This window comes from Candidatus Kosakonia sp. 282A-S69 (assembly GCF_029433855.1).
Classification (GTDB): domain Bacteria; phylum Pseudomonadota; class Gammaproteobacteria; order Enterobacterales; family Enterobacteriaceae; genus Kosakonia; species Kosakonia cowanii_A.
Genome location: NZ_JAROAU010000003.1, coordinates 2,884,193 through 2,896,163, shown reverse-complemented (window position 1 = coordinate 2,896,163; position 11,971 = coordinate 2,884,193). Strand labels below are relative to the sequence as shown.

The window sequence follows — 11,971 nt, the reverse complement described above, 5'->3', positions numbered from 1 at the left end:
CAACCCATTCATTACCCGGATAACTCCTTTCACTATGGCAGGAAATAAACCCTTCAACAAACAGACTGAGCCCCGCGACCACAAGCTTGAGGGGATGAAAGTGCCTCCGCATTCGATCGAAGCGGAGCAGTCGGTGTTGGGCGGTTTAATGCTGGATAATGAGCGCTGGGACGACGTCGCCGAGCGCGTGGTCTCCGAGGATTTTTACACTCGCCAGCATCGCCATATTTTTACGGAAATGCACCGCCTGCAGGAGATGGGCAAACCCATCGACCTGATTACCCTTGCCGAATCGCTGGAGCAACAGGGGCAACTCGAGATTGTCGGCGGCTTCGCTTATCTCGCTGAGCTGTCAAAAAATACGCCAAGTGCGGCAAACATTAGTGCTTACGCCGATATCGTGCGTGAACGTGCGGTAGTACGCGAGATGATCGCGGTGGCGAATGAGATCGCCAACGCCGGTTTTGATCCCCAGGGCCGGAGCAGTGAAGATCTGCTCGATCTGGCCGAGTCGCGGGTGTTTAAAATCGCCGAAAGCCGCGCCAATAAAGATGAAGGGCCGAAGAACATCGCCGATGTGCTTGAGGCGACGGTAGCGCGTATTGAACTGCTATTCCAGCAGCCTCATGACGGGGTGACCGGCGTGAACACCGGCTATGACGATCTGAACAAAAAGACCGCCGGCTTGCAGCCCTCGGATCTGATTATCGTCGCGGCGCGTCCCTCGATGGGTAAAACGACATTTGCGATGAACCTCGTCGAAAACGCGGCGATGTTACAGGATAAGCCGGTACTTATCTTCAGCCTGGAGATGCCCTCCGAACAGATTATGATGCGTTCTCTCGCGTCGCTGTCGCGCGTCGATCAGACCCGCATCCGTACCGGTCAGCTCGATGATGAGGACTGGGCGCGTATCTCCGGCACGATGGGCATTCTGCTGGAAAAACGTAATATCTATATCGATGACTCCTCCGGCCTGACGCCAACGGAAGTGCGCTCTCGTGCGCGGCGTATCGCCCGCGAGCATGGCGGCATCGGCCTGATTATGATCGACTACCTCCAGCTGATGCGCGTGCCGTCGCTATCGGATAACCGTACGCTGGAAATTGCTGAGATCTCCCGCTCGCTGAAAGCGCTGGCGAAAGAGTTGCAGGTGCCGGTGGTGGCGCTGTCGCAGCTTAACCGCTCGCTGGAGCAGCGTGCCGATAAGCGCCCGGTCAACTCCGACCTGCGTGAATCGGGCTCTATCGAACAGGATGCCGACTTAATCATGTTTATCTATCGTGATGAGGTTTATCACGAAAACAGCGACTTAAAAGGCATCGCTGAAATCATTATTGGTAAGCAGCGTAACGGCCCTATCGGCACGGTACGTCTGACATTCAATGGGCAGTGGTCACGCTTCGATAACTATGCCGGGCCACAATACGACGACGAATAACGTTTCGTTACTCTTCGCGCCGCAGGTGCGTTCAACGCACCTGCACACGAACGATCGACAAAATTGTTTTTGAGGAAAAACATGCAAGCGGCAACCGTAGTAGTTAACCGCCGCGCTCTGCGACACAATCTGCAACGCCTGCGCGAACTGGCTCCCGCCAGCCGACTGGTTGCGGTCGTGAAAGCGAACGCTTATGGACACGGTCTTCTCGAGACCGCGCGAACGCTCCCCGATGCCGATGCTTTCGGCGTCTCCCGTCTTGAAGAGGCCTTGCAACTGCGCGCAGGGGGCATTACTCAACCGATTCTGTTACTCGAAGGCTTCTTTGCCGCCAGCGATTTGCTACAGGTAGCTGAACATCAGCTGCATACGGTGATCCACAGTGTCGAACAGCTTGAAGCCCTTGAAGCCGCGACCCTGAGCGCGCCGGTAGATGTCTGGATGAAACTCGACACCGGCATGCATCGCCTGGGCGTGCACCCTCACGAAGCGGAATCTTTCTACGCCCGCCTGAGCCAGTGCAAAAACGTGCGCCAGCCGGTGAACATTGTCAGCCACTTTGCCCGCGCTGATGAACCTGACTGTGGCGCGACCGAGCGCCAGCTCGACCTTTTTACCACCTTTACCGAAGGCAAGCCGGGCATGCGCTCGATTGCCGCCTCGGGCGGCACGCTGCTGTGGCCGCAATCCCATTTCGACTGGGTGCGCCCCGGCATCATTCTCTACGGCGTTTCGCCGCTCGACCATAAGCCGTGGGGCAGCGATTTTGGCTTCCAGCCGGTAATGACGCTGACCTCGCAGCTGATTGCCGTGCGCCAGCACGCAGCGGGCGAGCCGGTCGGCTATGGTGGCACATGGCAGAGCACGCGTGACACCCGCTTAGGGGTGGTGGCGATGGGCTACGGCGACGGCTACCCGCGCGCGGCACCCTCCGGCACACCGGTGCTGGTCAACGGGCGCGAAGTGCCGATTGTCGGGCGCGTAGCGATGGATATGATTTGCGTCGATCTGGGGCCAGAGGCGCAGGATAAACCCGGCGATCAGGTGGTGCTGTGGGGCGAAGGTTTACCCGTTGAGCGCATCGCGCAGGCAACCAATGTGAGTGCTTACGAACTTATTACGCGCCTGACCTCCAGGGCCGCCCTTATCTACATCGACTAAAAGGAACGCCCGTGTCGCCGATGGAAATCGCCGCCTGTCTGGCTTACGCCCTCTCCGTGTGGCTTGCCGCGCGCAACAATGTGCATACGTGGTGGACGGGCATTATTGGCTGCGTGCTCTACGGCTGGGTCTTCTACTCTGTTCAGCTTTACGCGGATGTTACCCTGCAACTCTTTTTTATCGTCAGCAGCCTTGCCGGCTGGATCAACTGGTTAAAGGGCAATCATGGCCATCAACTGGCGGTGCGCAAAACGCCGCTGCAACATATTGCTCTGTTGTTGGTGGGGGCGCTGATTGTCGCGGGCGGCTATGCCTGGCTGCTCCATCGCTTTACCAACGCCTGGTCGCCGTGGCTGGACTCGACGATTATGGTCTTCAGCATTCTCGCGCAGTTTATGCTGATGGGGCGGCGGCTGGAGAGCTGGTACTTCTGGCTGTTGGTCAACACTATCGCTGTGCCGCTCTATGCCGCACGCGAGCTGTGGCTGACCGCAGGTCTCTATCTGATCTTCTGGTGTAATGCCTGGCACGGGCTTTACCAGTGGCGCAAGGCGCTGGTAAAGCCATGAAACGCTTCGCCACGGGGCTGATTGTCGGCAAATTCGCGCCGCTGCACTGTGGCCATGAGCAGTTAATCAACACCGCGCTGGCGCAGTGCGAGCGCCTGTGGTTAATCAGCTACTCCGTGCCTGAGCTGCCGGGCTGCGAGCCGGAAAAGCGCGAACGCTGGCTGCGGGCGCGCTTTCCGCAGTGCGAGATCCTGGTCCTGACACCGGAGCGCGCTGCGGCGCTGGGTTTAGACCCGTTACCGCATAACGACGCCGATGACGCTCTGCATCGCCACTATGTTGCTGATATCTGTTTGCAGATGCCGCGCTGTCAGCCTGACGCGGTCTTTACGGCGGAAGCGTATGGCGACGGCTTCGCCCGCGTGCTGAGCGAACGCTTTGCCCGCCCGGTGACTCATGTGCGGCTGACCCGCGGGCAGGGTGAGGATGCGCCATCCGGGACGCTGATCCGCAGCGATGTCCATCGCTGGCGACAGATGCTGGCCGCACCCGTCTATCACGACTTTATTCAGCGCATCTGCCTGCTCGGCGGCGAATCGACCGGCAAAAGCACCCTCAGCGTCGCGCTGGCAGAAGCGCTGGGAACGGCATATGTGGCAGAGTATGGCCGCGAGCGCTGGGAGGAGCAGGGCGGCGAGTTGGTGTATGACGATATGCTGGCGATTGCGCAAGCTCAGCTGCAACGGGAAGAGAGCACGCCCGCGGTGCGCTGGCTGGTGTGCGATACCTCACCGCTGACCACGCTCTTTTATACGCTGGCGATGTTTGGCAAGGCGCCTGCGGCGCTCTACGCACTGGCGGAGCGGCACTATCACCTGGTGGTATTGTGTGAGGATGACTTCCCCTTTGTGCAGGATGGCACCCGCCAGGATGAAACCTTCCGCCAGCGCCAGCAGGCCTGGTATCTCGAACAGTTGACGGAGCGCGGCGTGCCGTTTATGCGCGTCAGCGGGTCGGTGGCTAAGCGGGTCGCACAAGTGCGGGCTGCGCTGGGCGGCTAGCCCTTATTTTCTCTTCGTTTTACTGCCCACTCGACCTTCCCCGGCTTCCGGTTTATTGTGGTGTTCCGCCCACTGTAAACCTGGAGACTACACGCGTGTTTCAGAAAGTTGACGCCTATGCTGGCGACCCGATCCTCTCATTGATGGAGCGGTTCAAAGAGGACCCCCGCAGCGACAAAGTTAACCTCAGCATCGGGCTCTATTACGACGAAGAGAGCACAATACCGCGCCTGCAGGCGGTGGCGGAAGCCGAAGCGCGCCTCAATGCGCAGCCGCATGGCGCCTCGCTCTATCTGCCGATGGAAGGGCTTAACAGCTATCGTCATGCTATCGCGCCACTGTTGTTTGGTGCCGGGCATACGGTGCTGGAGCAACAGCGTGTCGCGACGATTCAAACCCTCGGCGGCTCCGGCGCGCTGAAAGTCGGCGCAGATTTTCTGAAACGTTACTTCCCCAACTCCGGCGTCTGGGTCAGCGATCCGACCTGGGAGAACCATATCGCGATTTTCGAAGGCGCAGGTTTCGACGTTGCCACCTACCCGTGGTATGACAACGAAACCAACGGCGTGCGTTTCGCGGCATTTCTCGAAAAATTGAACACGCTGCCTGAGCAGAGCATTGTCCTGCTGCACCCGTGCTGCCATAACCCGACCGGCGCCGACTTAACGCCTACGCAGTGGGACGAGGTGGTCGAGGTGCTGAAAGCCCGCACGCTGATCCCGTTCCTTGATATCGCATACCAGGGCTTCGGCGCGGGGATGGAGGAGGATGCCTATGCGATCCGCGCGATTGCTCACGCCGGGCTGCCTGCACTGGTCAGCAACTCCTTCTCAAAAATCTTCTCCCTGTATGGCGAACGCGTCGGCGGCCTCTCTGTGGTGTGTGAGGATGCTGATGCTGCCGGTCGCGTGCTTGGACAGTTGAAGGCCACCGTACGCCGCAACTACTCCAGCCCGCCGAATTTTGGCGCGCAGCTGGTGGCGACCGTGCTGAACGATGCCGGGCTGAAAGCATCATGGCTGGCAGAAGTGGAATCGATGCGCACCCGCATCCAGGCAATGCGCCAGACGCTGGTTGATGCGCTTAATGCGGCGATGCCGGGAGGGGATTTTACCTACCTGCTCAGGCAGCGCGGCATGTTCAGTTATACCGGTCTGAGCGCCGCGCAGGTGGATCGTCTGCGCGAAGAGTTTGGTATCTACCTCGTTTCCAGCGGCCGCATCTGCGTCGCCGGGCTGAATAATCGCAACGTTCACCGCGTGGCGCAGGCCTTCGCGGCAGTGATGTAAGTATTCACTTACTCTCTTTCACCCTCTGCGAAGCGGCAGAGGGTGACCCACCAAAGCTGGCGGATTTCCCGGAAAAGAGTTTGTTTCACCCCGCGTTGCGGTTATGGTCACTCAGGTTTGAGATTATTCACGTCATTTATAAAAACAACGCACTGATAAGCAAGGAAAATTATGCAAAAGTTCAGACACGCGCTCGGCGCGCTCTGCCTGTGGGCGGCCTTTAGCAGCGCGGCGGTGTACGCCTCTGCACCGACGCCGGTTTCAACGGGCACTAACGTTGCAAAACTCTCTGAGCAGGCGGCGGTACACTGGGTATCCGTGGCGCAAATCGAAAACTCGCTGATTGAACGCCCGCCGATGGCAGTGGGGTTCGATATCGACGATACCGTGCTCTTCTCCAGCCCTGGCTTCTGGCGCGGCAAGAAAACATGGTCACCGGATAGCGATGCCTATCTGCACAACCCGGAATTTTGGGAAAAGATGAATAACGGCTGGGACGAGTTCAGTATTCCTAAAGAGGTCGCGCGTCAGCTGATCGCCATGCACGTTAAACGCGGCGATACCATTTTCTTTATCACCGGGCGCAGCCAGACTAAAACCGAGACGGTGAGCAAAACCCTGCAGGATGATTTCCATATCCCTGCTGCCAATATGAACCCGGTCATTTTTGCCGGCGATCAGCCGGGCCAGAACACCAAGGTGCAGTGGCTGAAGGATAAAAAGATCCGCCTCTATTACGGCGACTCTGATGGCGACATTACCGCCGCGCGTGAAAGCGAAGCGCGCCCGATCCGCGTCCTGCGCGCCGCCAACTCGACCTACCAACCGCTGCCGCAGGCCGGTGCGTTTGGTGAAGAGGTGATAGTCGACTCCGACTTTTAATCCACGGCCCTTTTTTCGATAAAAAAAGGGCCCCGGGTTTCCCCTTTTGGCCACATGCTGCACACTTACAGAGGTTCATTTTTGATAAGGAGCAGTTTATGTGGCATCAACAGACGCTTACGCTTAGCCAGAAACCGCGCGGCTTTCACCTGGTTACCGATGAGGTGCTCGGGCAGATTACTGCGCTTAAGAGCGTGAAAACCGGTTTGTTGCACCTGCTGCTTCAGCACACGTCCGCTTCTCTCACCCTGAATGAAAATTGCGATCCTACGGTGCGCCAGGATATGGAGCGCCACTTTTTACGTGCTGTGCCGGACAATGCGCCCTATGAGCATGATTATGAAGGGCCGGATGATATGCCTGCGCATATCAAATCATCGACGCTTGGCGTGTCGCTGATGTTACCCGTGCAGAGTGGGCGCGTACTGCTGGGGAGATGGCAGGGGATCTGGCTGGGAGAGCATCGCATCCACGGCGGTTCGCGGCGGATTATCGCGACACTACAAGGGGAATAAACGATGACAATTTCGGAGTTACTGCAATATTGCATGGCCAAACCTGGCGCGGAGCAGAGCGTGCACAGCGACTGGAAAGCGACGCAGATTAAGGTCGCCGATGTGCTGTTTGCTATGGTGAAGGAAATTGAGGATCGCCCTGCGGTCTCGCTGAAAACCAGCCCGGCGCTGGCAGAGCTGCTGCGCGATCAGCACAGCGATGTGCGCCCCAGCCGCCATTTGAATAAGGCGCACTGGAGCACGGTCTATCTGGACGGTACGTTACCGGATTCGCAGATCTACTACCTGGTGGACGCCTCGTATCAGCAGGCGATGGAGCTGGTGCCGGAGGGCGTCCGGCAACAGCTCTCCGTCTGACTAGCTGAGCAGCGGTTTCAGGAACCGTGCCGTGTGCGACGCTTCGCATTCGGCGACGGTTTCCGGCGTGCCGGAGACGAGGATCTCCCCGCCGCCGCTGCCCCCTTCCGGGCCTAAATCGACAATCCAGTCTGCGGTTTTCACCACGTCGAGGTTGTGTTCAATCACCACGATGGTATTGCCCTGATCGCGCAGCTGATGCAGCACCTCAAGCAGCTGCTGAATATCCGCAAAGTGCAGACCGGTAGTCGGCTCATCAAGAATATAGAGCGTCTGCCCGGTGCCGCGTTTTGACAGCTCGCGCGCCAGCTTCACGCGCTGAGCTTCACCGCCGGAGAGGGTGGTGGCTGACTGGCCGAGACGAATATAGGTCAGGCCGACATCCATCAGCGTTTGCAGCTTACGTGCCAGCGCCGGAACCGCGTCGAAGAACTCACGCGCCTCTTCAATGGTCATATCCAGCACTTCGTGGATGGTCTTGCCTTTGTATTTAATCTCCAGCGTTTCACGGTTATAGCGCTTGCCTTTGCACTGGTCGCACGGCACGTAGATATCCGGCAGGAAGTGCATTTCGACTTTGATCACGCCATCGCCCTGACACGCTTCGCAGCGCCCACCACGAACGTTAAAGCTGAAGCGCCCCGGCGTATAGCCGCGTGAACGGGACTCCGGCACGCCGGCGAAGAGTTCGCGCACTGGCGTAAAGACGCCGGTGTAGGTCGCCGGGTTTGAGCGCGGGGTACGGCCAATCGGGCTCTGGTCGATATCGATCACTTTATCGAAGTGCTCCAGCCCCTGAATGTCGCGGTAAGGAGCCGGTTCGGCAATCGTCGCGCCGTTAAGCTGACGCTGAGCGAGCGGGAAGAGCGTATCGTTAATCAGCGTCGACTTACCGGAGCCGGAAACGCCGGTGATGCAGGTAAAGAGGCCGACCGGCAGCGTCAGCGTCACATCCTTCAGGTTGTTCCCGCGCGCGCCGCTCAGCTTCAGCACGCGCTGCGGATCGGCTTTCACACGCTCTTTCGGCACTTCAATTTTGCGTTTTCCGCTCATGTACTGCCCGGTGAGGGATTCCGGCACTGCCATGATCGCTTCCAGCGGGCCTTCCGCGACCACCTGTCCGCCGTGCACACCGGCGCCAGGGCCGATATCGATCACGTGATCCGCCGCGCGGATAGCGTCTTCGTCATGCTCAACCACAATCACCGTGTTGCCGAGGTTGCGCAGGTGCACAAGGGTACCGAGCAGACGTTCGTTATCGCGCTGGTGCAGACCAATCGAAGGCTCATCGAGGACGTACATGACGCCGACCAGGCCTGCGCCAATCTGGCTGGCCAGACGAATACGCTGCGCTTCACCACCGGAGAGCGTTTCTGCCGAGCGGGAAAGTGTCAGGTAGTTCAGACCGACGTTAACGAGAAATTTCAGACGATCGCCAATCTCTTTGAGCACTTTTTCAGCGATTTTTGCACGCTGACCGGAAAGTTTGAGATTGGTGAAGAACTCCATCGCATGACCGATGCTCATGTCAGAGATGCTCGGCAGCGGCGTGTCTTCAACGTAAACATGGCGCGCTTCGCGACGCAGACGCGTCCCTTCGCAGGTGGCGCAAGGGCGATTGCTGATAAATTTCGCCAGCTCTTCGCGCACCGCGCTCGATTCTGTCTCTTTGTAGCGGCGCTCCATATTGTGCAGCACGCCTTCGAACGGATGGCGGCGCACGGAGGTGTCGCCGCGATCGTTCATGTACTTGAACTCAATCGACTCTTTGCCGGACCCTGCCAGAATCACCTTCTGCACGTTAGCGCTGAGGCTTTCCCACGGCGCTTCGACGTCAAATTTGTAGTGCTCTGAGAGCGACTTCAGCATCTGGAAATAGTAGAAGTTGCGGCGATCCCAACCGCGGATCGCGCCGCCAGCCAGCGACAACTCCGGGTTCTGGATCACGCGGTCAGGGTCAAAATATTGCTGAACGCCCAGGCCATCGCAGGTCGGGCAAGCGCCCGCCGGGTTGTTGAACGAGAAGAGACGCGGCTCCAGTTCGCGCATGCTGTAGCCGCAAATCGGGCAGGCGAAGTTCGCCGAGAAGAGCAGCTCTTCGGCGTTTGGCTCATCCATATCGGCCACAATTGCCGTACCGCCGGAGAGTTCCAGCGCGGTCTCAAAGGATTCCGCCAGGCGCTGCGTAAGATCGTCGCGCACTTTGAAGCGGTCAATCACCACTTCAATGGTGTGTTTCTTTTGCAGCTCAAGGCTCGGTGGATCGGAGAGATCGCACACTTCGCCGTCGATACGGGCGCGGATATAGCCCTGGCCTGCCAGGTTTTCGAGGGTTTTGGTGTGCTCGCCTTTACGCTCTTTGATCACCGGTGCCAGCAGCATCAGGCGCTTGCCTTCCGGCTGCGACAGCACGTTATCCACCATCTGGCTGACGGTTTGCGCCGCCAGCGGCACGCCGTGGTCCGGGCAACGCGGCTCGCCAACACGCGCATAGAGCAGACGCAGGTAATCGTGAATTTCGGTTATTGTGCCGACGGTAGAACGCGGGTTGTGCGATGTCGACTTCTGCTCAATAGAGATGGCAGGCGAGAGACCTTCAATGTGGTCAACGTCCGGTTTTTCCATCAACGACAGGAACTGGCGGGCATACGCAGAGAGCGATTCGACGTAACGACGCTGCCCTTCTGCATAGAGCGTATCGAAAGCCAGCGAGGATTTGCCCGAACCCGACAGCCCGGTGACAACAATCAGTTTGTCGCGAGGGATGACGAGGTTGATGTTTTTGAGATTATGGGTGCGCGCGCCCCGAACTTCTATCTTATCCAATCCATTCACCTTTTACCCGGTGGAACACGTAATGCCCGGTGTGTTTGAAGGACAACCGGCGATCACAAACGGCTAATTATGACACAAATTAACCTGAATGAATATACAGTATAGGAATGCAACTTCCGCGTAAGTGTGTAAAATACGCACTTCGCGGACGATGTCTGGAACCTGCTTCGCAGCTATCAAAATGCTACGTGGAAATGGTACACTCGCGCGTTTACACTACTACGAAACGTTTTCAGGAGACACGATCATGGCCAGCAGAGGCGTAAACAAGGTTATTCTCGTCGGTAATCTGGGCCAGGACCCGGAAGTACGCTATATGCCGAGTGGTGGCGCAGTTGCCAACATTACGCTGGCTACGTCCGAATCGTGGCGTGACAAGCAGACCGGCGAGATGAAAGAGCAGACCGAGTGGCACCGCGTTGTGCTGTTCGGCAAGCTGGCGGAAGTTGCCGGTGAGTATCTGCGTAAAGGCTCTCAGGTCTATATCGAAGGCCAGCTGCGCACCCGCAAATGGACCGATCAGTCCGGCCAGGAAAAGTACACTACCGAAGTGGTGGTGAACGTTGGTGGCACCATGCAGATGCTGGGCGGTCGCCAGGGCGGCGGTGCACCGGCAGGTGGTGGTCAGCAGCAGGGCGGTTGGGGTCAGCCTCAGCAGCCGCAGGGCAACAACAACCAGTTCAGCGGCGGCGCGCAGTCTCGCCCGCAGCAGCAGTCTGCTCCGGCACCGTCTAACAACGAACCGCCGATGGATTTCGACGACGACATCCCGTTCTGATTTAACGCTTTTTTCTGGCGTTGTGACATGAACGATAAGACCCCGCCCCGGCGGGGTCTTTTGTTTCAGGCTTTCAGTGAAATGGACGCCAGCGCCCGCCACATCCGCGCTTTATCCTGCTCGGTTAAATTGTGCTGCTGCACTGTGCGCATAAACTCCTTTTTATCAGCTTCGGTCAGCTTGCCGTCAGCTTTCAGACGTTCAGCCACTTTGCGCAGAATACTATCGCTCAGCTCGCTTATCTGTTTTCTCACCTCATCCAGCGCTCTGGGCTGCCAGTTTGTTTCCGGTGCCGCCAGCCAGTCGGCGCGATAGCGGTACTGAATCGCCTTCGCGGCATCCATTTGCGCCTGGATAAAGGGTTTCACGCTCTCACCGTTCAGCCCCAGCGACTCGGCGTCGATGACGGCACGCTCCAGCACTTTCTGCTCCTGGGCTAAATCTTCTATGGCCTGGTGGTGCTGTGCTTTAGCGCCTGCGACATCTTTCATCCATGACAAGCGCTCGTTGACGAGTTTGCCGAGAGACGCATCGGCCGTCACCGCAGCTGCGGAAAAGCTAAGCGTCGCGAGCATTACCACGGCAGAATAAAGCTTGTAGTCCATAATCACTCTCCGAAGTCGATAAAAGGGCTGGTCTCTGATATGTCTGTGACGCGCTCTCCTGATACGTCACTGCGCCAGACAAAAAAGCGTGTAGCGGCGTGATTATATTAAAAAGTTGTAATCACGAAATGAAATTACCGTTTCGTTTTATTACACCGTTAACAATGTCCTGCTGGTGCAAGCACCTGAAATAACGCATGCTGTAACGCGCTTAAGCTGCCACACTTTCCCGACACGCAGGAGGCAAATCGCGATGAAAACCCGCACCACTCTTATCATTATTACCACCCTGCTGCTGATCCTGTTTCTCAGCCTTTCAGAGAGCGATCTGGCGCTGGAAGCGCGCACGTTTCTGCGTGCGCTGCTGCGAGCAATATTCTGATAAATAAATAGCGGGACGAAACAGGGCATAAATTATCAGGCAGCACTACGCTGCCTTATTATTCAGACTGTTCTTTAGGATAATAAAATTAGCTAAATAAAGAGCAGAATCTTCCTGTCACTTAAATAATGAAATTATCCTGGTAGCCTTTAATAT

12 protein-coding genes are annotated in these 11,971 nt (G+C 57.6%); 10 read left to right on the top strand and 2 right to left on the bottom strand.

The window, feature by feature from the left end; genetic code table 11:
- Positions 1-34: 34 nt before the first annotated feature.
- The 8 genes from dnaB (at position 35) to PU683_RS19030 (ending at position 7,215) form a co-directional block, all read left to right on the top strand.
- Positions 35-1,441, top strand: coding sequence for a replicative DNA helicase (gene dnaB, locus PU683_RS19065; protein WP_277174118.1), 1,407 nt, complete (start codon positions 35-37; stop codon positions 1,439-1,441).
- 81 nt (positions 1,442-1,522) lie between these two features.
- Positions 1,523-2,602 carry an alanine racemase gene (gene alr / locus PU683_RS19060; RefSeq protein ID WP_277174117.1) on the top strand — a complete coding sequence of 360 codons (1,080 nt, stop codon included), beginning with the start codon at positions 1,523-1,525 and terminating at the stop codon, positions 2,600-2,602.
- Between the two features lie 11 nt (positions 2,603-2,613).
- Positions 2,614-3,171 carry a nicotinamide riboside transporter PnuC gene (gene pnuC / locus PU683_RS19055; protein ID WP_277174116.1) on the top strand — a complete coding sequence of 186 codons (558 nt, stop codon included), beginning with the start codon at positions 2,614-2,616 and terminating at the stop codon, positions 3,169-3,171.
- The gene (locus tag PU683_RS19050; protein ID WP_277174115.1) at positions 3,168-4,172 is read left to right on the top strand and encodes an AAA family ATPase; all 1,005 of its coding nucleotides are present in this window, start codon (positions 3,168-3,170) and stop codon (positions 4,170-4,172) included. Before pnuC ends, PU683_RS19050 begins: the two co-directional genes overlap by 4 nt.
- A gap of 95 nt (positions 4,173-4,267) precedes the next feature.
- Entirely contained in the window at positions 4,268-5,461 is a 1,194-nt protein-coding gene (gene tyrB, locus PU683_RS19045; protein ID WP_277174114.1) for an aromatic amino acid transaminase, read from the top strand.
- A 171-nt stretch (positions 5,462-5,632) separates the two neighbouring features.
- Positions 5,633-6,343 carry an acid phosphatase AphA gene (gene aphA / locus PU683_RS19040; protein ID WP_277174113.1) on the top strand — a complete coding sequence of 237 codons (711 nt, stop codon included), beginning with the start codon at positions 5,633-5,635 and terminating at the stop codon, positions 6,341-6,343.
- Between the two features lie 98 nt (positions 6,344-6,441).
- Positions 6,442-6,858 carry a secondary thiamine-phosphate synthase enzyme YjbQ gene (locus PU683_RS19035; RefSeq protein WP_277174112.1) on the top strand — a complete coding sequence of 139 codons (417 nt, stop codon included), beginning with the start codon at positions 6,442-6,444 and terminating at the stop codon, positions 6,856-6,858.
- 3 nt (positions 6,859-6,861) lie between these two features.
- The gene (locus PU683_RS19030; RefSeq protein ID WP_277174111.1) at positions 6,862-7,215 is read left to right on the top strand and encodes an MmcQ/YjbR family DNA-binding protein; all 354 of its coding nucleotides are present in this window, start codon (positions 6,862-6,864) and stop codon (positions 7,213-7,215) included.
- Here the strand turns inward: PU683_RS19030 and uvrA are convergent, their stop codons facing one another.
- A complete protein-coding gene (gene uvrA, locus PU683_RS19025) occupies positions 7,216-10,041 on the bottom strand; it encodes an excinuclease ABC subunit UvrA (RefSeq protein ID WP_277174110.1) in 2,826 nt (941 codons plus the stop codon).
- A gap of 256 nt (positions 10,042-10,297) precedes the next feature.
- Between uvrA and ssb1 the strand changes: the two genes are divergently transcribed.
- Positions 10,298-10,828, top strand: coding sequence for a single-stranded DNA-binding protein SSB1 (ssb1, locus tag PU683_RS19020; protein WP_277174109.1), 531 nt, complete (start codon positions 10,298-10,300; stop codon positions 10,826-10,828).
- Between the two features lie 65 nt (positions 10,829-10,893).
- Here ssb1 and PU683_RS19015 read toward each other — a convergent pair whose 3' ends face one another.
- On the bottom strand, positions 10,894-11,433 hold the full coding sequence (locus PU683_RS19015; RefSeq protein ID WP_277174108.1) for a chorismate mutase: 540 nt from the start codon (positions 11,431-11,433) through the stop codon (positions 10,894-10,896).
- Positions 11,434-11,686: 253 nt separating this feature from the next.
- Between PU683_RS19015 and PU683_RS19010 the strand changes: the two genes are divergently transcribed.
- On the top strand, positions 11,687-11,815 hold the full coding sequence (locus PU683_RS19010) for a hypothetical protein (RefSeq protein ID WP_277174107.1): 129 nt from the start codon (positions 11,687-11,689) through the stop codon (positions 11,813-11,815).
- The last annotated feature ends 156 nt before the right edge of the window (positions 11,816-11,971 follow it).

Bases quoted from the DNA above. Each gene is read 5' to 3' on its own strand.
- PU683_RS19030 (WP_277174111.1), top strand. From the start codon at position 6,862: ATGACAATTTCGGAGTTACTGCAATATTGCATGGCCAAACCTGGCGCG.
- dnaB (WP_277174118.1), top strand. From the start codon at position 35: ATGGCAGGAAATAAACCCTTCAACAAACAGACTGAGCCCCGCGACCAC.
- aphA (WP_277174113.1), top strand. From the start codon at position 5,633: ATGCAAAAGTTCAGACACGCGCTCGGCGCGCTCTGCCTGTGGGCGGCC.
- PU683_RS19050 (WP_277174115.1), top strand. From the start codon at position 3,168: ATGAAACGCTTCGCCACGGGGCTGATTGTCGGCAAATTCGCGCCGCTG.
- PU683_RS19015 (WP_277174108.1), bottom strand. From the start codon at position 11,433: ATGGACTACAAGCTTTATTCTGCCGTGGTAATGCTCGCGACGCTTAGC.
- ssb1 (WP_277174109.1), top strand. From the start codon at position 10,298: ATGGCCAGCAGAGGCGTAAACAAGGTTATTCTCGTCGGTAATCTGGGC.
- alr (WP_277174117.1), top strand. From the start codon at position 1,523: ATGCAAGCGGCAACCGTAGTAGTTAACCGCCGCGCTCTGCGACACAAT.
- PU683_RS19035 (WP_277174112.1), top strand. From the start codon at position 6,442: ATGTGGCATCAACAGACGCTTACGCTTAGCCAGAAACCGCGCGGCTTT.
- PU683_RS19010 (WP_277174107.1), top strand. From the start codon at position 11,687: ATGAAAACCCGCACCACTCTTATCATTATTACCACCCTGCTGCTGATC.